The sequence below is a fragment of the Algoriphagus aquimarinus genome (assembly GCF_900112005.1).
Classification (GTDB): Bacteria; Bacteroidota; Bacteroidia; order Cytophagales; family Cyclobacteriaceae; genus Algoriphagus; species Algoriphagus aquimarinus.
On record NZ_FOKK01000004.1, the window covers coordinates 354,021 to 374,785 of the forward strand.

Sequence of the window (20,765 nt, forward strand, 5' to 3'; positions counted from 1 at the left end):
TCCATGGCAAAAAACACTGCATTCTTCAGATTTAATGTTCGCCCCTGGGTATTCTGGCCACCATTTATACTTCTAATTTTAGCTGTATTTAGCAGTATTTTCTTTCCTGATTCCTTTATAGATTTTATTAGAGATATACAGCAGAGCATACTTACCAACTTCTCAATTGGCTTTAGCTGGCTGTCATTTGCTATGACCCTGCTTACTATTGCAGTTTTCTTTTCTCCCTTAGGTAATTATAGAATCGGTGGCGAATCAGCTCTCCCTAGATTAAATAGAATCAGCTGGTTTGCGATTGTTCTTTGTACAACTATCGCAGTTGGCATCTTGTTTTGGGGAAGCGCTGAGCCACTCTCCCATTTTCTATTTCCTCCAGAATTCAAAGGCTTTGAATCCAATTCAGAGCAGGCTAAGTCCTTTGCTTTAGGCGCACTATACTTCCACTGGGGATTTACTCCTTATGCCATTTATGCCGTACCAGCCTTAGTTTTTGCGTTGATGTACTATTCTGGAAAAAGTCGTTTTAGCCTTGGAATCATGCTCAGACCGATGATAGGCAATACACCTCATCGCTTTTGGGAAACAGGCTTGGACATGTTTAGCCTCTTCGCTTTGGTGACTGGTATGGCTGCAGCACTTGGAGCAGGAATTTTGAGTCTTTCTGGTGGGTTTCTGGCTTTCTTTCCCGATATAAATCCAACATTTCTCACAGGATTGATCACGCTTGGCATCTTGGTCACCTTCATTATCTCAGCTTCTACGGGAATAGAAAAAGGAATCAAAAATCTCTCACTTTTCAATCTAGGCTTCTTCTTTCTGATTGCATTTCTATTTGTGATACTAGGAGAAAAAGGGAAAATACTCGACTCTATACTGACTGGTTTCAATCAATACTTTTCAAATTTCACAGATCTAAGCCTGCAACTAAGTGGTGCAGGTAACAGCTGGACTTACGATTGGTCTACATTCAATTTCGCGATGTGGATGGCTTGGGCGCCAATGACGGCCTTGTTTCTTGGCAAAATTGCTGTGGGCAGAACAGTACGGGAATTTCTCTTGGTAAACTGGTTTTTACCTGCACTTTTTTGTCTGGTTTGGATGGGGATTTTTGGAGGAACTACCCTAGATTTTGCCTCAGTTAATCCTGATAGCTACAAAGACCTTTTTCTAAATTCAGGCCCAGAATCCATTATTTACAAGGTTTTTGACGATATGGGATACTTCAAGGTATTTGCCCAGCTATTCATTCTTGGCATTTTCTTATCCTATGTGACAGCAGCAGATTCCAGCACAGATGCGCTGGCAAGCATAAGCATGAAAAAGCAAGATGGAGATCCTTTTCGCTCAGACACCAATTTGAAAGTAATTTGGGGCGTGCTGATCGGTTTTCTTTCTTGGATAATGATCACTTACTCAGGAATCGATGGGGTGCGGATTCTTTCTGTAATAGGCGGTTTACCAGCTTTATTTTTCTTACTTCTAGTATCAGTATGCCTTCTTTTACTACTTATTTCACCTAAAAAATATTTGAAAAATCAATAACCTCGATATTTCAATTTGCCCACATTATAGAGATACAATACTTTAGAATACCGAAGCATCAAAGGCATTAAGAGAATATTCGACAACGCTACAGTAGTAAGGTACATCCAAAGTTCAGGCTTTTCCATCAACACATTCAAAGCCACCATGGTCGTAATAACTAAGGCTACCGAAAAACCATAGCTGACGTACATTGCTCCATAGAAGAAATCCGGTTCTGCATGAAAATTAGCTCCACATTCAGAGCAAGATTTATTGACATCGGATAATTTGCGATAGCTATTTACAGGAACTGAAAATAAATCTCCTTCATGACACTGAGGACATTTTGCTCCAAGAATAGCCTTAACTGTACTTTTATTACTCATTTCGTCTAGTTTATAGGAATAAATTCTAGGATACGACGGCACCTAAAAAAAGTGAATGGTAGGAGTTTAACTTCTATCGAAAAATCTCATCGATATCGTAATCCTTGCCTTTGCCCCACTGAAGTAGCTCCTCAATGGTGTAGAATTCAAGGGTATCAAGATCCTTTACTTTGAAATTGGAACCTCTCAAACGGTCGATAATCTCCACCTGTCTGATTTCACCCATGTTGACCAACTGATATTTTCTCCCTATCCGAAGGTTGTCAAGCGCTATCGGCATATTAGGCTTTATCTTTAATAACCACACCAACTGCTTCAAAAGTAATCTCTCGTTTAGGCTCAGTGATTTTAGCAACTTCCTCTTTGCTCATTCCACCGTCCTCAGCATAATGTCTCAGAGTTTCTACATCCGTTTCTGTCAAAACAGCTATTCCTTCCAAAATAATAGGATATCCCTGCGAAGTCGTGGGAACGAAAAATTCATAATCCTTGAAAGTCACTCGCATGTTCTCTCCATTAGGGAGCTCCATGGTTAACCAACAGCCTTTTTTTGTACATACTTCTTTAATCTCTCCAGAAATCTTTCCTTCAAAATTCCCTTCCTTCTCTACCACAAGAACCATTTCGGCTGGAGAAACTACCCCTGACACGTCTAGACTAGCACCGTAACCACCAGGAATAGAATCGGAAGCACTTACTTCTGTTCCTACTTCTGCCAGAACTGTTTCAGACTTCTGATTTTGGCAGGCAGTAGTTAGTGCAACACCAAGAGCAAGTATAACTAAATGAGAATTTTTCATAGAATATGAAGATTTATGCCCAAAAATACGCTTTTGAATCGGAGAGTAAAAGAAAACCCTGAATGTTTGGCAAACTTATACTAATTCGAAATTCCTGCCTATTTCCCCTATTTATTGCGAAAAGATCGATTGCGAAAAAGAATTGAAACAATTTTTTCAATAAAACTTCGATTTTTTTAACAATCCTGTAATTTTACAGAAGAATTAACCTATTGACCCTGCACATGCCTCATCCGACTAAGTTCATTATTGATTTTGACAGTACGTTCACTCAAGTAGAAGCCCTCGATATTCTGGGTGAAATCAGTCTTCTCAATGATCCAGAAAGAGACTTAAAATTAAAAGCCATCAAGGATATTACTGATAAGGGCATGGAAGGCAATGTGACCTTTCGTGACAGTTTGATCCAACGAATAGCTATCCTAAAAGCCAATAAAGGACAGATTACTGATCTGATTGCTGCATTGAAGCAAAAAGTTTCCAAGTCTTTCGAACGGAACAAAGAATTCCTTCAAGACAATGCGGATAATATTTACATCGTCTCCAATGGTTTTAAGGATTTCATCATTCCTATCGTAGCGGATTATGGTATTCATCATCACAATGTCTTTGCAAATGAATTTGTGTACGATGAGTCGGATAATATTGTAGATTTCAATCATGACAACCCACTTTCTCAGAATAATGGCAAAGCGGAAACAATTAAAAAAATCAATCTTGAAGGCGAAATCTATGTGATCGGCGACGGCTACACAGATTATGAAATCAAGAAGTCAGGCCTAGCCAATAAGTTTTATGCATTTACTGAAAATGTAAACCGTCCTAAAGTAACCAAAGAGGCAGATCATATTGCGCCAAGTTTGGATGAAATCCTATACGTCAATAATTTGAACACGAAATTCTCTTACCCGAAAAGCAGAATCAAGGTATTGCTCCTTGAAAACGTCCACCAAATCGGTGTCGATCTACTCAATGAAGAAGGCTACGAAGTAGAAGTCGTAAGCTCTGCCATGTCAGAAGAGGAACTCTGCGAGAAAATCAAAACTGTTTCCATTCTAGGAATTCGTTCGAAAACCAATGTCACTAAGAAGGTATTGGATAATGCCAATAGACTGATCGCGGTAGGTGCATTTTGTATCGGAACCAATCAGATCGATTTGGAAGCTTGTCAGGAAAAAGGCATTGCAGTATTCAATGCGCCTTTCAGCAACACAAGATCTGTGGTGGAAATGGCTATCGCTGAGATCATTTTCCTGATGAGAGGTTTTGCAGATAAAACTGCCGCATTGCACCAGAGCAAATGGGACAAATCTGCAAGCGGAAGCTTTGAAATCAGAGGCAAAAAATTGGGAATTATTGGATATGGAAATATAGGTGCTCAGCTTTCAGTTCTTGCTGAAAACATGGGAATGAACGTTTTCTATTATGATGTAATTGAGCGTCTGGCACTTGGAAATGCAACAAAAATCGACAGTTTGGATGAGCTGCTAAGCACTTGCGATGTCATCACTCTTCATGTGGATGGTAGGAAAGAGAACGAAAACATATTAGACAGATCGAAAATTGCCTTGATGAAAAAGGGGGCAATTCTGCTCAATCTAAGCCGTGGCCATGTGGTGGAGATCCCAGCCCTAAGAGACGCCATCCTTTCCGGACATCTTGCCGGCTGTGCTGTGGATGTGTTTCCTGAAGAACCGAAGAACAATACCGAGCCCTTGGAATCTGAACTTATTGGACTTCCAAATACGATTCTGACTCCTCATATCGGTGGTAGCACCTCCGAAGCACAAGAGAACATTGCACGATTTGTTCCTGGTAAAATCATGGAATACATCAATACAGGCAATACCTACAACTCTGTAAACTTCCCGAATATTCAGTTGCCATTCTTGCAGAATGCACATAGACTCATTCACATTCACATGAATGAACCTGGAGTATTAGCAAAAATTAATCAGATTTTAGCCAACTTCGAGATCAACATCGTAGGGCAATATCTCAAGACCAACGAGAAAATTGGATATGTGATCACTGATATAGATAAAGCATATTCACCTGAAGCAATTGATGCATTGAAACACATTCCAGGCACTATCCGCTTTAGAGTACTTTATTAGGAATTAAGAATTCCTAGAACCAAAAAAGTCCCGTTGATGCGGGACTTTTTTGGTTCATTAAGAATTGAATGACCTAAAGCACCTTTTTAATCTAATTTCAACCCCACCCGAAAAAGTCTAAAGTAATCCTGCTCCACTTCTTTATCTGGAGTTTCTTGCATCCAAAGTTCGCCATTTCTTATTAACATACTTTGAGCCTCTAAACCATTAGGAACAATATCATTTACTAATTTGCCGAGTGAATCGAGAATAGCAAGGTGTACTGGATAATTCTCATCCATTCTGTTATTGAAATCTATAGTTTCCTCTTCAGATTTTTTTGCCATTCGCATTTCTATATCTGCAGAGCTATATCCTTGGATATAAGCCACCAAGAAGTACCCATCAACTTTCTTAATGTTTAATATTCTTCCTGAAGTAACTACGCTTAAAAAGAAAAAATTTAAGTCTCTTGAATACTTATCCCTCCCTTCAAAGTAGCGGTATTCTGGAAGATCAAGTGGAATACTGGAAAGTAGAGAATAAGGTGGATTGGTATCGAAAACATTGATTACTGGTTCCAATCCAAATGCCGCATAGATCTTATCATCAGAAATGCTGTACGCAGGAGCCCAAGAATTGGGGTAAAAGTATTTTCCACTTCTGTAAATACTACTTTCCGGAAATTGGGCAAAGGACTCTTGCTCTCCTGTAGTTGGAGACCACCACTTCAATAAATACATTTCATCATAAATCTCCTTATCCGAAAAACTCCTATTATCAGGAAGATCTTGATTCACATATAAATACCGCTGTCCTATTTTTTCAATACCTAGCCCCATACCAAATGGTTTAGAATTAAGCGGTTGGAAATCTATTGCCTTCACACGCATTATTAGGTTTCCATCAAAATCGTACGTTATAAAGCCTTTACCTCCAAATACCATAATTTGATTTTCACCTGTAAGCCTTATTGAACTCATTAAGACCCCATAACCATCAGGTACATCACCTAATTTGGAAAATGAATTGATTATTGACCCATCGAATTTTGCCAGTAAAATATCCTCTGAACTAACGTCAAAGTGATCTACGAACACAACAGTTTGAGACACCGGATCTAGATCATGCACTTGATACTTACCTAGATGATTAATTTGAACACTGTCCAACTTTTCTAAAGTAATCTTTTCATTAAGTTCCATTGAAGTGGTATTGCTCTTAGGAGCACATGAAAAAACAGCTAATAAAAAGGAAACAAAAACAGCTGAGTTTTTCATGATTGAAAGGAATTCTAGATAATAGAAATTAGAGATACGGCAAGATAAAGGAGCCTAATATTCAATAGTTGGTTCGCCTACATCACACAGATTCTTAAGAACATAGGGGCAATCCAAAAGACTAAACAAAGCCTGTCTCTGGAAAAGTAGTCCACAGAATTTTTATCTAATAATTTAGTACTTCTTTATTTATCCAGCAATCTTCTGTGGTAATTTATTTGCCCTAGATGATAGCTGAAGTGACCCAAGAGATGGATTAGAAAGTAATTGTGGGACATCTTGCCACCAAAAACCTCTAAAGGATAATCTTTTTCAAGCATACCCTCATCTAACCCTTCCAAACTAGCTGTGATCACATTTTCCAGCTTTTCTATCATTTCAATCAATGTAGCCTTGGGCACATTTTTGCCAGCAAATTCAAAATCCCTATCTCTAACATAGTGAAACCCGCCTATTTCTTTTCCTACAAAGTGGGACATGTTTCCGATCAGATGTAAACATAAATTCCCTGCTGAATTAGTGATTTTTTGATCCACTTTCCACAAATTCTGTTCTTTGGAATAAGCATCAATCTCCACTTTCATTCGCTTCATATCCCTTTCAAAAAGTCTTATTAAATCATTAAGTATCATAACTCGATATTATTTAAAAACTTTAAATAAGCTTTAGCCATTTTCTGGTCATACTTATTCTGTGCATATCCTGATCCATTGTAGCATTCTGCAAATTTTGCCCAGTTTTTAGCTTGTAAATAGGCTAAACAACCGTTTTTCAGAATGTATCTCCCAAATACTTCTAAGTGATTTCTCTCATGCTTGTACATTTCCTCTACAAATTGCTGTACAGAGGGATACCCCAATGGAATTGCATGAAAACCCATTACCTGATAGCTTCCCCAAGAAGCTGAGGATAGCGCGGCTTCTCTGAATTTGGGATCGGAAGAGATAGAAGCTGCTTGCTCCAAACGATCATATTCCCTCGTCCCGCCTAAATAGTGCTTTTTATTGAATTGCTTGTATAAAACAGTTTCATTGGAAGGATTGGAAAAATCCTCAGGATTTATCCCTCTAGCTTTTAATTGTCTCCAAAATACATGGCCTTCAAATAAAATCTTAGGTCTTCCATCAATCAAAAAACCTTTACCGGAGCTTTCTACCTCATTTACTGCTTTTACCGCAACAAGGTCCAATTGATACCTTTTGGCAAAATCAATGAGATCTTGCTCACCGAGAAACACATCACCAAGCACATCCGCTGGCTTGGTTTTGTCAAAAAGCAAAGTCCAAGTTTTAATTCCTACCTCTCCATCTACGACAAGCTGATTTTTCGATTGGAAGTCTTTAACTGCCACATCGGTTTCAACTCCAAAATAGCCTGAAGACGGAGTTTCGTAACCTAGTTTTCCAAGAAGTTCCTGTAAAAATGAAACAGATGAACCTCTTGATCTGAGTTTTATGTATTGCATTGCTAAAAAGGTTTAAAAATAAAAAGTACTTCAATGTAATTGAAGTACTTCGTAATAGCAATTTCTTAGTTGATCAATTAATCAGGATCAACGACATTTTTTCGCATACCATATTTGCTAGGCTTAACCTCCCTAGGCTCAGACTGAGCTTTAACCTCAGTAGGTTTCTTAACCTCAACTGGCTTTTGTTGAACCTCTTTAGGAGCTTCATTTCCAGAATTCTCTCTTTTAGGGAAAGGCTTTCTATTACCTCCTGAACTTGGCTTCTTGTTCTTATTGAATGAAGGCTTCTTTTTTGACCCGTAGTCGGACTTGCCTTTCTCTGCAGTTCCAGTGTAAGTAGGGCCTGTTTCAAAACCTTCTGGAAGTGGATTCTGGGTGATTTTCATCCCGATCAACTTCTCTATATTATCAAACTTATACTGATCCTTAGGATTCACGAAAGTAATCGCTTCACCCTTTGCATCTGCACGTGCTGTACGACCAACTCTGTGGACATAATCTTCCGGGTCAGATGGCGTATCATAATTGATTACCAATTCTATACCCACTACATCTATACCACGTGAAATGATATCTGTACCTATCAGGATTTTCACTGATTTATTTTTGAAAGCAGACATAATCTTCTCACGCTCTACTTGCTCCAAATCTGAGTGAAAAGCTTCAATATCGAATTGCTTTCTCAACACCTTGAAAAGGGATTTCACTTTATCCTTCGTAGAAGCAAAAATGATAACAGCCTCGTAAGCTTTCTGAGAAAGTATATTTCTAACCAATTCTTCCTTCTGCGTATCGTACACAGAATACATGGCTTGAGTTACTCCTTTAGCAGTCTTACCCAAAGCGATGGATATTTCAGCTGGATTATTGAGAAACTTCATGCTAAACTGCCTGATTTTAGGAGGCATGGTAGCTGAGAAAAGAACTGTCTGACGATTCTTAGGAAGGTAATTGACGATTTTAAGAATATCATCCGAGAATCCCATATCCATCATACGATCAGCCTCATCTAGAATCAAATGTTCTAGCGTAGAAAGATCGATTTTACCACCTGCTAGCAAAGCGATCAGACGTCCCGGTGTAGCAACGATGATTTCAGCACCTGTTTCCAGGGCTTTCTTTTGTTGCTCCCAGACGATCCCATCTCCTCCTCCATAAATTGGAATAGAGCTAATACCTAAGAAATAGGCAAAACCCTGGATTTGTTGATCAATCTGAATAGCAAGTTCCCGGGTTGGCGCCAGAATAAGTGTATTCAAAGTGCTCGTTCCGTTCTTGCTTATTTTATTAAGTATAGGAAGTATAAAAGCGGCGGTCTTACCTGTTCCCGTCTGGGCACAAGCGATAAGATCCTTATTTTCCATGATGACCGGAATGGCCTTTTCTTGGATTGGAGTTGGTTTTTCAAAACCCATTGCGTCCAGTCCTTCCTGAAGCGAGGTTTCGAAATTAAATGATGAGAAGTCCAAAATGTGGTGAGTGAAGTATTGTAAAAAGCAGGCGCTAACTTTTACGCCAGCCCAAATATAGCCCCGATTTGTACAGAAACACAAATAGTTGGGATTTCCAAGACATAAACACGAGTTATTTTGATATTTTTCAAATGAATCAAAAGCTCTCTACTGCAATTGGGAAAGACCAATTCAGCTAATTATCTTCAAGAATGAACAAGACTATTTTAGGCTTAGTATTGCTTTTATTCTTATTCTCAAGCGCTTTTAGCCTGAGAGAACCGCGGATATTGATAATAGGCGATTCCATATCGATCGGCTATACACCCTTCGTCAAAGATCATTTTGAAGGTAAAGCACAGGTAAAACACAATCCTAGCAATGCCCAACATACAGGCACTGGGCTCAAGCAAATTGATAAATGGCTCGGCAATAAAGATTGGGATGTAGTTCAATTTAATTGGGGGCTATGGGATCTGGCCTACAGACATCCAGATGCCAAAGCATACGGAATGCGAGATAAAGTAAATGGAAAGGTGACCTATACAGTGGATGAGTACGCTGCAAACCTAGACTTATTAGTAACTGCTATCAAGGCAAAAACTGATGCCAAATTAATCTTTGTGACCACTACCTATGTACCACCTGAGGAAGAAGGTAGATTCACAGATGATGTGCAAAAGTACAATGAGGCTGCAAAGGCAATTATGGAAAAACACAAAGTCCTAGTAAATGATATCTACGAAGAGTCTGTGAAAATTCATAAGGATTACGGTAAAGGATCAAATGACGTTCATTACTCAGCAGACGGGTACAAGAAGCTTAGTGAAGCCATAAATAGCTTTCTTGAAAAGAGCCTAGGCATGGAGTAGAGATAGGAATCTAGGGGTGAAAATTAACGAAGAAGAAATTAATAAGGAGAACAAGTTTAAATCCCCTACCCCCATTTCTTTTCAATGAGTTTTTGTTTTTTAAGAATGATTTGATTCGAAGTGGAAACTGATCACGTGGATGATTTGCCAGGTTACACAAGCTACTACAGATTAAACACTGCGCTCTCTGTGTTATCCTCCCAGAACACAATGGCCTACTTTAATAATCAATAAAAACACCATGACTCCAAGCATAACGTCCCTTCCAGAAACTAAACTCATTGGCAAAAAAGTGAGAATGAATTTCCTGAACAACCAGGTTCAGCAGCTTTGGAAGTCTTTTATGCCAAGGAAAAAGGAAATACTAAATAGCATTGTGAATGACTTGTATTCAGTGGAAGTTTATGATTCCCTCTCCTATTTCGATTCTTTTAACCCTGCAACTGTTTTCGATAAATGGGCGGCAGTAAAAGTGACTGATCTGGAAACTATTCCAGATGGAATGGAAAAGCTCATCATTCCATCTGGCCTTTATGCCGTTTTCACTTTTACTGGAACTGATAATGAAGCTCCCGCGATGTATCAGTATATCATTGGAAGCTGGATTCCCAGCTCCTCTTATGAACTTGACCTTAGGCCACATTTTGCATTGATGGGAGAAAAGTATAAAAACAATGACCCGGATTCTGAAGAGGAATTTTGGATTCCGATAAAGCCAAAAAGCGATGAATAAAAGCGACTATAATTTTGCTGTGTTTATCATGGTTTTATCCGTGATTTCAGGTCTTTTTCAGGGTACAGTTTACTTGGTGCTTGGGAACCGCATATTTTTCCAAGACTTTTTCATTCCCTGGCTAATACTTCTAAATGTCATCTATTTTGCTGGAGTAGCCATTCTGTCAAAGTATTTTAATTATAAAGAGTATAAGCCTGCTTTAGTAACTCTCTTACTTTCCGCTGTAGGTAGCTTACTGCAAATGGCTGTACTATATATGATGATAGTAGAGCAGAAATATGAACAGTATTACTTCCAGGTTGTAGTGATCATGTTAGTAACCTCAATTCTCTTCGGCTATGCCTTAGCTTTTACTAATTCATCAGAAAGAAAATGGCTAAAAATTGCAGGTATCCTAATTCTGATTTCAAGTGGTTTTCTCTTGATGATCACCTTTGCTGGACCTGGTACGCAAGACTTCCAAATCCTTTCTGCATTAGAAAAAACCTCCAAATGGATATCGCTTAGTTCAACTCTAATTCCACTTCTTTTAGTACTTAATTTCCGCGAGGAATTGAAATCCAAAGTCAATTCTAAATCTAAAGCTGCTGAGTATGGCTATGGGATTTTTGGGATTGTCTCCGTAATAGCTTTTCTAGCTATAGGCATTCCCTTCATTAGCGAAAGTTATTCCCAAGCTTATTGGCAAGGAAAGAATCAGGATAAAACAGATCAGCTGGTAGAGCTATTTGACGAAAGGATATACGTAGGGAATCAGGGAGACAGCCTACATTACCTCCTTCTAAAGCCAGTTCAAATGGATCCTACGATAGCGTACCCGCTAGTGATTTCTCTTCCTTATAGCGACTATGAAGCAGGGGCAGCACAGATTCTGTCCGAAAATGTAAATCGAATAAAATACCCTGCATACATTTTTGTCCCCTTCTGTCCAGAAGGTAAAGGCTGGGGCGGCGTTCCAAACACTCCTGTGATTGATGAATTAGTATTTGAAGCGATAGAGTCTCTGGATTCGGAAGAAAATATAGATACCAACCGAAGATATATCACTGGAGTTTCCCGTGGCGGGTATGGTACATGGCATTTTATCACGAAAAGACCGGATTTATTTGCTGCAGCCATTCCCGTCTGTGGTGAAGGAGACACAACTCTAGCTTCTGAGATTACGGGTGTCGCGGTCTGGGCTTTTCATGGGAAAAAAGATGAAAATGTGCCTGTAAGCGGATCCAGAGATATGATCGACGCAATGAGAGTTACTGGAAAAAACCCTAAATACACAGAATACCAAAATGAAGGACATAACATTTGGTATCAGGTGAGTACCGAACCTGACTTATGGCCATGGCTATTTTCGCAAAGGAAAGAGTGATTATGGTGTAAAAAGTGGTAAGTCGTAAGTAGTAGTTTTTTGTTGACTATATAGATCCATGTCTGCCTGAGCGAAGTCGAAGGCAAGATTACATTGTCCTCAACTCCGCTCGGACTGACATATTCTTAAAGCACGAGCTTAAAATTATCGGAAAATCTTCCTCTAAATTCATCTATTTGGATTCCTTAAATCCAAGTGCAAGCATTTTACTTTTCTGGTTGAGAGGGACTGCCACATTAATTCTATTTCCTGTCGTACAAGAACATGCATAGCAATCTTGGCCAGTACCGTCTCCAGTGATCGATAAGACTTTAGCACCCATTACTCCTTCATTTCTTAAGTAATCCTCAACAGCTTTTTGTGTTTCATCATTAGAGTTATTGGCACTTGTGCTCCATGGATCAGCACAGCCGGTTTGATCCCAGTAGAATTCTAATTGATTTAATGGAATATTATCATCTTGACAACTTTGGAGAGAAAGTAAAAGTAAGATTGTAAAGGCTAAATAATATTTCATAATAGTTCTTTTTCAAAAGCCAAATAGACTTGGTATTAGGCTTCTTGAAATCCCAATGCAATCATTTTACCTTTCTGGTCAAGAGGAATTGTCACATAAATCCGGTTTCCTGTCGTACAAGAACATGCTGCACAAACTATCAGCGGCCCATCGTTGGTAATGGAAATGACTTTTGCTCCCAAAACACCTTCCTTATTCAGATATCCTTCAACGGCTCTTTTAATTTCACTATCAGTGTTTTTACTATTTGCATCCCATGGATCTCCACAGCTAGTTTGATCCCAGTAGAATTCTAATTGATTTAATGGAATATTATCATCTTGACAACTTTGGAGAGAAAGTAAAAGTAAGATTGTAAAGGCTAAATAATATTTCATATTCTATCTTTTTGAAAAGACGAAATAATAGACAGGTATGCTACTATTTAATCCGATTTTTATTCCATAAGCAAATCCGCTTTACCTACAGTCAGAGATAAAAGCTATGTAGAATTCGGGTAACCCTAGCGAATTCGCTACTTCGGTCACCTGTAATCGGTCTTCCAGCCAGCAAGCCTAAAAAATTGAGCCTGAGCGCAGTCGAAGGGAAATGATTCAAAATATTATTTTGGTAGGTGCATTCAAGCGAATACACATATTATTTAAATAGCTTCTCCAAAATCTTATAGGTAATCAAGTAAGTAGGCCTTACTCCTTCCATACCCAAAGCACCTGAAGCCAGCGTACTTCCCGTTTCCAGAGGATTATCTGAAGCGTAATAAGCGTAAAGGACCTTCACATTGGAGCGAATGGATTTACGGATTTTTGAAGCTGATTGTATCGCTTTTTGATAGTGCGCTCCTTCCATTTCCAAACCTACTGCTTTCCAGGATGACTCCATGAAGTAGGTCAAAATGTCTTTATTCTGAAGAGAAGTACCCAAAACAGATATCATAGGGCCTGAATATACTCCCAAACCAAATCCTTCGAAATCAGCTTTCTTTAGCTCATTTCTGAAAGGGTAATTATCTGCAGTCCCTTCAAATACGTGGGCATTTGGGATCATTAGATCACCTTTGCCACCATATAGAATACCAGCTTTTCCCATGATAGATGTAGATACCACATCCAATGGAATGGACTTGCCTTCCTTATCATAAGGTTTGAGCAATTCATCGAAGCATTCGTAAGCCTGTTCGCCAAAGGCATAATCCATCACCACGAAAACAGGTCTCTTGGATTTATCTTTTGGCAACTTAACTCCTGGAATCAATTCATCTTTTTCCAAAAGTGCCGTATCGATGATCTGAGCTCCAATATTTGTTCCTGACTCATCCGGCAAATTGATAAAACCATGCTTTAACGCATACTTATCGATAGCTTCTCCTTTGTTACTTTTTGCTTTGACAGAGATATCCATCACCACATTTTCCAGAGCTTCGTAGCTTTTGAGATCTAGCAACTGGGTTCCGTAGATGGTATTGACAACAGAGTGAAGATTGGCAGAAATAATATGAATGGGACGTTTCAGAAGGTCATGCTCATCCAGTGCAATCTTTATTCTCCTAGCCCACATTTCTCCATATACGTGATGTCCGATTCTCTCTCTAAGTGTGGTAGAAAAAGATATCTCACGATCCAACTGCTTTGTGGCTTCCTCCTGCGCTAATTTCCCCATGTGATACACTATGGAAAACAGACTGTTGGAATTGCTGCTTTTCTCAAATTTGTCTACAGCCTCAATAGTCTCTTCGTAAGTTCTTCCGATCAAATGACTCAAGTAAGCACTTGCTGCTTCTTTCTCAAACTCCTCTCCCGCTGCTTCTTTCTGAACAAATTCCTCTAGCATCAACCAATTGGTAGAAATCTTCCCTTTTGGATCGGTGCTGTTATTGTAGATTTTGTTGGACTCTATATATAGGAAGGTAAGGTGAGTCAGAATATCATATATGTCTGAACGACCACGTGTCATCTCCACATACATGATCTGCTCGTCTAATCGGTAACAATTCCGCTTACGCTTAGATGGTACTATTGCAGTCAATTTGGAAGTTTCATAGCCCTCACGACTAATCAGACGCACAAAACGGCATTCTTCTATACCTCTTGGTAATCGCTCCATTACATAGAGCAAACCATCCAATTCTATCTTTTCATGGTCAGTAACCAATCCGTAAATCTCTGGACTTAATACGCGTAAGGCATCCACCAGGCTTTCACCTGAAACCCCCATAGGTTTATAGCTACCTCGTGTAAAAAGGTGCCTCATTGTGATATACAATCGCTCGATCGCGGCTCTGGACTCGTGTGCTCTGGTTCTAATCATAAGTGCAAATGGGTTTTGCGAGACAAAAATAGCAAATACTATTTTAAGCGCTGTGAAAAGAATTTTTTCAACTTGTCCACTTTGGGTTTGATCACAAACTGGCAATAAGGCTGTGCTCCGTTCTGGTTGTAATAGTCTTGATGATGATTTTCCGCAGGATAAAAATTAGTAAAGGCCGTAATCTCTGTGACTATAGGACTGTCAAACACCTTAGAGGCATTCAATTGAGTCTTCAGATTATTAGCCAGAATTTCCTGTTCGGGATTGTGATAGAATATAGAAGATCGATACTGTGGTCCTGCGTCTGCACCCTGTCTATTCAAGGTAGTAGGGTCATGTGTCGCCCAGAAAACTTCCAACAGTTCGGACAAACTAATCACCGAGGGATCATAATAAACCTCTATCACTTCTGCATGACCAGTAGTTCCAGAGCAAATTGCATTGTAGGTGGGATTTTCAATAAAGCCTCCAGAATATCCTGAAACCACTTTATCTACTCCTTGCAATCTCTGAAATACCGCTTCTATACACCAAAAGCATCCAGCTCCAAGGGTAATCATATTCAAACCTTCAGGGATTTTTACTTCAGTAGTCGGGAGTTTCAATTCGCTATCCATTGTATAAGTTCTTATTGCTTTACAAACTGAAATAGAACTACTATAGTTTGATTGGTGGTGATATTATCAAAGTTTTTGTAGAACTGCTATCAGAGCTATTTTGCTGCTTGTCGAAAGAAACACGTATAAGTCCCTCATCCTGCATTTCCCTTGACACATTATTCACGTCATTGAGAAACTGTTCCCAGTCTTCAGGGTACATCTGTTGGACTACTTCGGATGAAGCAAAAGGTTGGGCCTTTTTTCGCCTAAGCATATCTAAAATGGCTGTTCTAAGAACTTCCATGGCAATAACTTATCGACAAACCATTACAAAAGCTGGCGGAAGATTTTTAAGTGTGAAGCTGATATTTATTTTACCAAAGTGCTTCTTGAATAAATTCTTCAATAGGTAGGAATAACAACCTTGGATAAAGGAGCCACTCTCTGTCAGTGCAGCTTTACTTTGAGAAAGGATTTTATCCCTTACTTCCGGCGCAAAAAAGCTAAATGGTAAGCTAGAAAGCACGTAATCAGCCTTTCTTCCATCCAGGTACTTATCAATGTTTTCAGCGGAATCATTAATAATTCTGACGTTTTCTTGTGGAAATAACTTCTCCATGGAAGTACAAAAAGATTTACTGATCTCAAATACCAAAAGCTCGGTATCCGGACTCAACTTATCTACTATTCCCTTAGTAATACTTCCATCTCCTCCCCCTAATTCAATAATTAATTTGGCTTCTTTAAAATCAACATGGGCAAGCATCTTCTTAACCAATGTTTTTGAACTGAAAGCTACAGCTCCAGTAGTACTCAAGTTGGTGTATAACTCCAACAACAAATCTGATTTGCTCATATAATATTTTAATTCTCTCGTTGAAGATACCCGATTTTACCCTATCTTTTCAGACTTCACCCAAAAAAGTTAACGAGTAAATATGGCCCAAAAGGCTGAAATTCGATCCAACCTCCCAGCAAAAATTCAAACTACTCTCAGTAATTTCTGGAGTATGTCGCTGATCTTCTCAACTTTACTGTTTTTGTTGAGAGCAATTGAATTAAGTTTAATTTTCAAAACACGTGTAATTCCTCTTAGTATAAAAGAGGTAATTGGTTACAGTCTTTTGGAAGATCTCAGTTGGCTTTTCTATTTTCTGGGTCTACTCTTCATACTTCATGTAGTGAATAGTCTGCTGTCCGTCAAGTTTGCAAAGTGGTTTACCCAAACTTGGTTAGTGATAGCAATCTTTCTTCAGTCGGCACTAATTTTCTATTTCAACAAGACATTTGTCCCGCTGGGAAAAGATCTTTTTGCCTACAACGTTGATGACATCATCCTCACCGTTCGATCCTCCGGGCAGTTCAATATTTTGACTGTAGGTAGTGGTATCTTATTGAGCGCGGCTATGTTCTACATTCTAGCCATGGCTAATAAGTACATAAAAATCAGCAGCAAAGTAACCGTGGCTTTAACCATTGCTACCTACTGTTTTTTGATTTTCTTCTACTTTCTACCTATTACTGATTCAAATAAACTAGACGAGACAAAGACAAATATTCAGATGAATAAATCTAAGTATCTCTCAGAAGAGGCCTTTGATTACTTCATGTTTACCAAAGAATATTACTTTGATTTCTACCTCAGAACTCTTAATGAGGCCTTTTTTGTAAAAAAGGAATATACTGACCCCACTTATCCTTTTCTGCACAAAGCAGAATATCCAGATGTGTTAAGCCCTTATTTTGACAGTCTTAGCGCAGCGCCCGATATTGTTTTTATTCTAGTAGAAAGTATAGGAAAAGCGTATTCTGGAAAGGATGCTTACCTCGGAAGCTTTACGCCTTTCCTTGATTCCCTGGAGGCTCATAGCTTGGTTTGGACCAACGCAATTTCTTCCACCGGTAGAACCTTTGGAGTTTTGCCTGGCCTAATGGCAGGGCTTCCTTTTGGAGAAAGAGGATTTCAAGAGCTGTATCAAGATTTTCCTAATCATGAAACCTTCCTAAGCGTTTTGAAGAAAAATGGCTACGAATCCAGCTTCTTTATTGGTAGTGATGTCAGCTTTGACAACCAAAAGGAATTTCTGGAAAATGCTGGAGTAACTCAGCTTATAGATATTGATGACTTTGCTCCTCAATATCAAAAAATGCCACCTGCCAATGGCTTTACCTGGGGATATGGTGACAAGGAAATATTTAGTAATGGTTTAGCCATTTTCCCAAGAAATATTGGAAAACCTCAAGTCGGAATATTCCAAACAATCACCTCCCATGATCCATATTTGGTTCCAGAAAGAGATTTCTATTCGAAAAAGTTTGAAGATCATCTGGAAAACTACCTGAATCTATCCGATGCCAAAAAGACTGAATATCGGGAATATCAGGACATCTACATGACTATACTCTATGCGGATGATGCGATAAAGGATTTTATTACAGCCTATAGCAAGAAGCCAGAATTTGCAAATACAATCTTTGTTATCACTGGAGATCACCGACTTCCGGAAGTACCTATGGCATCCAGATTGGACAGATTTCATGTTCCTCTGATTATCTATTCCCCTCTAATTAACCGTCCTGCTTACATGAAAGGAATGAGCAGCCATTTTGAGGTTACTCCTTCCCTGCTGGCATTTTTGCAGGCACAGGTTGGAATTCAACTACCTGAGCAAACAATCTGGATGGGACAGGTGCTGGACACTGCTAAAGTATTCCAATCAAATATTGCTATGCCGCTGATGCGTAATAAAAATCAGCTGATGGAATACATTAATGGAGAATACTTTATCTCTGATGATCAGCTATATATCATCACTGATGGATTAAATATAGATCCCATCGAAGATCAAAACATCAAGAACAAATTGACTGGTGAATTTGAAGACTACAAAAACAAAAATAATTACACGCTGCAGACGCGTAAGTTGCTACCCATCGAGTAGTCTTAGTCTTTAAGTTTTTCTTTGTAGGTCTTATCCATAATTTGAGAAAGCAATGGATAAAAGTAATTCCAATAAAAGCTCTCTCTATCAGTAAAATCAGACACGGTATGCAATCCTCTCCAAAGCATAGGTAAACCCTTAAAATGCGGAGATCCTAGCGGATTCTGCATGTCTGAGAAATCTCCTGCCAAGTAGTAATACTGACCTTTGCCAACGTTCTTCACCACTGCTGCGGGAAAGAAACGGGGTAATCCCATGCTCCTCAGTTTTTCTTTTCCTAAATCTGTAGGATCAATATCATAGTAGGAAATCACTTGATAATCTCGCTCAATAAGTACGATATCAAACCAATCTGGATATGGCACAATCTCAGGAAGCTTAAAACCAAGCTGATTGATACGTTGTGTACGGATTTTAGGAATTCTACCTAAGTAGTCCACCTCGTTGGAGAAAGCTTCCACAGTACCATTTTCATGGACAAACACAATACCAGGACCAGGCTGAACCCAGGTATTCTGATGTTGCTCTACGTATTGAGAGATAAACCATTTTGGAATATCAGCATTAATAGTCGTATCCATTTCATCAAAGTATCGAGCTATCCAACCCGTCCACTTGAGTCCCATGATATTTTCGAACTCTGTTCTTATTGCTATAGGTGTAGGCGAGGCCATAGTGTTGAACTCTGCAATGATAGTTTTGTGCTGAGCAGCTACTTCACGCATGAGACTGATATCGCCCCGATTTAACCCTCCATAGATCTTTTTGGAAATCTCATCTGATGGCTCTTTCTCAAAATCATCTTCAAATACTCCATAGGTATCAGCAAAGTATAAGATATCCAGTTTTGAAGCAGCCTCTTTAATCTCAATTTCAGACAATTCCCTCAAGTCTCTAGGGGTTCCAAATGAAGGTGATTCATCAGGAAAAAACCCAAAGTAGTCCTTGTCTTTAGCATAAAACTGCCCTTGTTTATTCTGAATCTTCATGTACTCAAAAGCCCAGAACAAAGTTTGATGTTCTTGATAAGTGTCAGTAGGAACGGTCTTGTCTATCACCACAATCTCCATCTCTTTGGCTGGCAACACCATCCAAATCAAATAACTGATCAATGGAATAAGGATCAACAGTAAAACGAAGGGTAAAACCCGACTTATAAATAGCTTAAATTCTTCCGTAAAAATTCTTTTCATCAAAATCTATATTCAACACCCAATGAAAAGTTCAAGTTATTTCTAAACCTATCTGGTCCAAGCTCATCACGACTATAACCAGTATAACCATAAATCATAAAACGCGGTAAAATAAGCTGCTGATATCCAATTCTAGCTCTATAGGAATTCAAAAGTTGTGTAGGGTCTCTAGTTTCCTCATCCGGAGATACTCCCGAACTCAACTGTACTGAGAAGAAATCTTCTCCTGTTTTGAAATAATATCTTGCTTGCAAATTGCCAGAAGTCCCCAAACTATTACCTGTTCCAGGAATTAGGTTACCTCGAAGGTTAAACCACCAATTGCCTACATACTTACCTACCGAAGCAGTATAAATAGTAGTGGGATCAGAGAATTTCAGATATCTGAATCCGCCATCGACTTCCCAAGCTTTCGGTAAATTATAGTAAACAGATGCACCAAAACGGAACTGGGGAAAGAAGCTTGCCGAAGATCCGCCCACATTCAGGTAAGCGTATGCTTTTTTACCTAAAGATGGATAAGCATCCAACTCAAATAATGTCCCATTCGAATCAAAACGAGAGGATTGAGTAACTCTTCCTATAAGTGTTCCCGTCAAATCAGTACGGGTTCTACCATAGATAGAGAAGGTATTCCAAGGGGAAATATCACCATCAAAAGTATCGTAATCGTAAGTAACTCCTACAGCATTATTTCTTCTTAAGCGTTGCAAAGTTTGCATGTAGCCGAGCAAATTGTCATTCTTATAATTCTTCTCAAAAAGCTCCTCTGCTATCTCAAACGCCGCATCGTATTCTTCTTTGAAGTAATACAATCGAGATTCCTTGTAGCGAAGATTATTAGAAAGTGGCTGCCCTAAATTCTCTTTAGCTTTTGCCAAAATTTCTTCTGCTCGATCATATTGCTCATCCCAGGACAAGTTGTCCAAATAGGCAGAATAACCATCTTCATATGCCGGAGAAGCTAGTATTGCACGCTCCAAATAGATAGATGCGGAATCATTTTTGCCTTCCCACGCGTAGCTTCTCCCTACCAATATTAAAATATCAGCATAATCAGGATATTTGGACAGAGCACGAAAAGCAATCTTCCTGCCCTCAACATATTTCCCATCCAAAATCAGAGTTCTAGCGTCTACTAGCAAAGCATCTGGATCAAATGAGTCCTGAGCCTTGATTCCCATTGAAAAAGCCAGAGAACACATCAGAAGAAAAGCTACTTTTTTCATAA

Annotated in this window: 22 protein-coding genes; 7 read left to right on the plus strand and 15 right to left on the minus strand. The window is 39.0% G+C overall.

The window, feature by feature from the left end:
• The first annotated feature begins 3 nt into the window (after positions 1–3).
• Positions 4–1,542: a BCCT family transporter gene (locus tag BM291_RS07435; protein WP_092895860.1), complete on the plus strand. Its 1,539-nt coding sequence runs from the start codon at positions 4–6 to the stop codon at positions 1,540–1,542.
• On the opposite strand, the gene BM291_RS07440 is transcribed toward BM291_RS07435, so the two are convergent.
• The 3 genes from BM291_RS07440 to BM291_RS07450 all read right to left on the minus strand — a co-directional run bounded on the left by BM291_RS07440 (position 1,536) and on the right by BM291_RS07450 (position 2,710).
• On the minus strand, positions 1,536–1,910 hold the full coding sequence (locus tag BM291_RS07440) for a DUF983 domain-containing protein (RefSeq protein ID WP_092895862.1): 375 nt from the start codon (positions 1,908–1,910) through the stop codon (positions 1,536–1,538). The two genes, BM291_RS07435 and BM291_RS07440, sit on opposite strands and share 7 nt — an antisense overlap.
• A 73-nt stretch (positions 1,911–1,983) precedes the next feature.
• Positions 1,984–2,190 carry a hypothetical protein gene (locus BM291_RS07445; protein WP_092895864.1) on the minus strand — a complete coding sequence of 69 codons (207 nt, stop codon included), beginning with the start codon at positions 2,188–2,190 and terminating at the stop codon, positions 1,984–1,986.
• Between the two features lies 1 nt (position 2,191).
• Entirely contained in the window at positions 2,192–2,710 is a 519-nt protein-coding gene (locus BM291_RS07450) for a DUF4920 domain-containing protein (protein WP_092895866.1), read from the minus strand.
• A gap of 224 nt (positions 2,711–2,934) precedes the next feature.
• On the opposite strand from BM291_RS07450, the gene serA reads away from it, so the two are divergent.
• On the plus strand, positions 2,935–4,827 hold the full coding sequence (gene serA, locus BM291_RS07455) for a phosphoglycerate dehydrogenase (protein ID WP_092895868.1): 1,893 nt from the start codon (positions 2,935–2,937) through the stop codon (positions 4,825–4,827).
• 86 nt (positions 4,828–4,913) lie between these two features.
• Here serA and BM291_RS07460 read toward each other — a convergent pair whose 3' ends face one another.
• Complete coding sequence (locus BM291_RS07460; protein ID WP_092895870.1) at positions 4,914–6,086, minus strand: hypothetical protein; 1,173 nt, start codon at positions 6,084–6,086, stop codon at positions 4,914–4,916.
• Positions 6,087–6,143: 57 nt separating this feature from the next.
• Here BM291_RS07460 and BM291_RS22500 point away from each other — a divergent pair, with 57 nt between their 5' ends.
• Positions 6,144–6,236 carry a hypothetical protein gene (locus BM291_RS22500; RefSeq protein WP_139229061.1) on the plus strand — a complete coding sequence of 31 codons (93 nt, stop codon included), beginning with the start codon at positions 6,144–6,146 and terminating at the stop codon, positions 6,234–6,236.
• A 35-nt stretch (positions 6,237–6,271) separates the two neighbouring features.
• On the opposite strand, the gene BM291_RS07465 is transcribed toward BM291_RS22500, so the two are convergent.
• The 3 genes from BM291_RS07465 to BM291_RS07475 all read right to left on the minus strand — a co-directional run bounded on the left by BM291_RS07465 (position 6,272) and on the right by BM291_RS07475 (position 9,023).
• On the minus strand, positions 6,272–6,718 hold the full coding sequence (locus BM291_RS07465) for a DinB family protein (RefSeq protein ID WP_092895872.1): 447 nt from the start codon (positions 6,716–6,718) through the stop codon (positions 6,272–6,274).
• Complete coding sequence (locus tag BM291_RS07470; protein ID WP_092895874.1) at positions 6,715–7,551, minus strand: N-acetylmuramidase domain-containing protein; 837 nt, start codon at positions 7,549–7,551, stop codon at positions 6,715–6,717. The genes BM291_RS07465 and BM291_RS07470 overlap by 4 nt, the downstream gene beginning before the upstream one ends.
• Positions 7,552–7,628: 77 nt before the next feature.
• Positions 7,629–9,023, minus strand: a complete 1,395-nt coding sequence (locus BM291_RS07475; protein WP_092895876.1) for a DEAD/DEAH box helicase — start codon at positions 9,021–9,023, stop codon at positions 7,629–7,631.
• Positions 9,024–9,217: 194 nt separating this feature from the next.
• Between BM291_RS07475 and BM291_RS07480 the strand changes: the two genes are divergently transcribed.
• From BM291_RS07480 to BM291_RS07490, 3 genes are all read left to right on the plus strand, one after another.
• A complete protein-coding gene (locus BM291_RS07480; protein ID WP_092895878.1) occupies positions 9,218–9,877 on the plus strand; it encodes an SGNH/GDSL hydrolase family protein in 660 nt (219 codons plus the stop codon).
• Positions 9,878–10,118: 241 nt separating this feature from the next.
• Positions 10,119–10,610, plus strand: a complete 492-nt coding sequence (locus tag BM291_RS07485; RefSeq protein ID WP_092895880.1) for a GyrI-like domain-containing protein — start codon at positions 10,119–10,121, stop codon at positions 10,608–10,610.
• Positions 10,603–11,979 carry a carboxylesterase family protein gene (locus BM291_RS07490; protein WP_092895882.1) on the plus strand — a complete coding sequence of 459 codons (1,377 nt, stop codon included), beginning with the start codon at positions 10,603–10,605 and terminating at the stop codon, positions 11,977–11,979. The genes BM291_RS07485 and BM291_RS07490 overlap by 8 nt, the downstream gene beginning before the upstream one ends.
• A gap of 172 nt (positions 11,980–12,151) precedes the next feature.
• Here BM291_RS07490 and BM291_RS07495 read toward each other — a convergent pair whose 3' ends face one another.
• From BM291_RS07495 to BM291_RS07520, 6 genes are all read right to left on the minus strand, one after another.
• Entirely contained in the window at positions 12,152–12,496 is a 345-nt protein-coding gene (locus BM291_RS07495; RefSeq protein ID WP_092895884.1) for a hypothetical protein, read from the minus strand.
• A gap of 35 nt (positions 12,497–12,531) precedes the next feature.
• Positions 12,532–12,873, minus strand: coding sequence for a hypothetical protein (locus tag BM291_RS07500; RefSeq protein WP_092895886.1), 342 nt, complete (start codon positions 12,871–12,873; stop codon positions 12,532–12,534).
• A 259-nt stretch (positions 12,874–13,132) separates the two neighbouring features.
• A complete protein-coding gene (locus BM291_RS07505) occupies positions 13,133–14,800 on the minus strand; it encodes a DUF6909 family protein (RefSeq protein WP_092895888.1) in 1,668 nt (555 codons plus the stop codon).
• 38 nt (positions 14,801–14,838) lie between these two features.
• Entirely contained in the window at positions 14,839–15,417 is a 579-nt protein-coding gene (msrA, locus tag BM291_RS07510) for a peptide-methionine (S)-S-oxide reductase MsrA (protein WP_092895890.1), read from the minus strand.
• 40 nt (positions 15,418–15,457) lie between these two features.
• Complete coding sequence (locus BM291_RS07515; RefSeq protein WP_092895892.1) at positions 15,458–15,703, minus strand: DUF3253 domain-containing protein; 246 nt, start codon at positions 15,701–15,703, stop codon at positions 15,458–15,460.
• Positions 15,704–15,712: 9 nt separating this feature from the next.
• Complete coding sequence (locus BM291_RS07520) at positions 15,713–16,255, minus strand: class I SAM-dependent methyltransferase (RefSeq protein WP_092895894.1); 543 nt, start codon at positions 16,253–16,255, stop codon at positions 15,713–15,715.
• 154 nt (positions 16,256–16,409) lie between these two features.
• Here BM291_RS07520 and BM291_RS07525 point away from each other — a divergent pair, with 154 nt between their 5' ends.
• Positions 16,410–18,341 (plus strand): LTA synthase family protein, encoded by a 1,932-nt coding sequence (locus BM291_RS07525; protein WP_217647299.1) that lies wholly within the window; start codon positions 16,410–16,412, stop codon positions 18,339–18,341.
• 2 nt (positions 18,342–18,343) lie between these two features.
• Here BM291_RS07525 and BM291_RS07530 read toward each other — a convergent pair whose 3' ends face one another.
• Both BM291_RS07530 and BM291_RS07535 read right to left on the minus strand, forming a co-directional pair.
• Complete coding sequence (locus tag BM291_RS07530) at positions 18,344–19,534, minus strand: hypothetical protein (RefSeq protein WP_092895898.1); 1,191 nt, start codon at positions 19,532–19,534, stop codon at positions 18,344–18,346.
• Positions 19,534–20,763, minus strand: coding sequence for a YaiO family outer membrane beta-barrel protein (locus tag BM291_RS07535; protein WP_092895900.1), 1,230 nt, complete (start codon positions 20,761–20,763; stop codon positions 19,534–19,536). Before BM291_RS07535 ends, BM291_RS07530 begins: the two co-directional genes overlap by 1 nt.
• Positions 20,764–20,765 lie beyond the last annotated feature (2 nt).

Coding starts and splice junctions, on each gene's coding strand:
- BM291_RS07480 (WP_092895878.1), top strand. CDS start 9,218: ATGAACAAGACTATTTTAGGCTTAGTATTGCTTTTATTCTTATTCTCA.
- BM291_RS07490 (WP_092895882.1), top strand. CDS start 10,603: ATGAATAAAAGCGACTATAATTTTGCTGTGTTTATCATGGTTTTATCC.
- BM291_RS07465 (WP_092895872.1), bottom strand. CDS start 6,718: ATGATACTTAATGATTTAATAAGACTTTTTGAAAGGGATATGAAGCGA.
- BM291_RS07470 (WP_092895874.1), bottom strand. CDS start 7,551: ATGCAATACATAAAACTCAGATCAAGAGGTTCATCTGTTTCATTTTTA.
- BM291_RS07525 (WP_217647299.1), top strand. CDS start 16,410: ATGTCGCTGATCTTCTCAACTTTACTGTTTTTGTTGAGAGCAATTGAA.
- serA (WP_092895868.1), top strand. CDS start 2,935: ATGCCTCATCCGACTAAGTTCATTATTGATTTTGACAGTACGTTCACT.
- BM291_RS07535 (WP_092895900.1), bottom strand. CDS start 20,763: ATGAAAAAAGTAGCTTTTCTTCTGATGTGTTCTCTGGCTTTTTCAATG.
- BM291_RS07460 (WP_092895870.1), bottom strand. CDS start 6,086: ATGAAAAACTCAGCTGTTTTTGTTTCCTTTTTATTAGCTGTTTTTTCA.
- BM291_RS07435 (WP_092895860.1), top strand. CDS start 4: ATGGCAAAAAACACTGCATTCTTCAGATTTAATGTTCGCCCCTGGGTA.
- BM291_RS07450 (WP_092895866.1), bottom strand. CDS start 2,710: ATGAAAAATTCTCATTTAGTTATACTTGCTCTTGGTGTTGCACTAACT.
- BM291_RS07440 (WP_092895862.1), bottom strand. CDS start 1,910: ATGAGTAATAAAAGTACAGTTAAGGCTATTCTTGGAGCAAAATGTCCT.
- BM291_RS07485 (WP_092895880.1), top strand. CDS start 10,119: ATGACTCCAAGCATAACGTCCCTTCCAGAAACTAAACTCATTGGCAAA.
- BM291_RS07520 (WP_092895894.1), bottom strand. CDS start 16,255: ATGAGCAAATCAGATTTGTTGTTGGAGTTATACACCAACTTGAGTACT.
- BM291_RS07515 (WP_092895892.1), bottom strand. CDS start 15,703: ATGGAAGTTCTTAGAACAGCCATTTTAGATATGCTTAGGCGAAAAAAG.
- BM291_RS07445 (WP_092895864.1), bottom strand. CDS start 2,190: ATGCCGATAGCGCTTGACAACCTTCGGATAGGGAGAAAATATCAGTTG.
- BM291_RS07530 (WP_092895898.1), bottom strand. CDS start 19,534: ATGAAAAGAATTTTTACGGAAGAATTTAAGCTATTTATAAGTCGGGTT.
- BM291_RS07495 (WP_092895884.1), bottom strand. CDS start 12,496: ATGAAATATTATTTAGCCTTTACAATCTTACTTTTACTTTCTCTCCAA.
- msrA (WP_092895890.1), bottom strand. CDS start 15,417: ATGGATAGCGAATTGAAACTCCCGACTACTGAAGTAAAAATCCCTGAA.
- BM291_RS07505 (WP_092895888.1), bottom strand. CDS start 14,800: ATGATTAGAACCAGAGCACACGAGTCCAGAGCCGCGATCGAGCGATTG.
- BM291_RS07500 (WP_092895886.1), bottom strand. CDS start 12,873: ATGAAATATTATTTAGCCTTTACAATCTTACTTTTACTTTCTCTCCAA.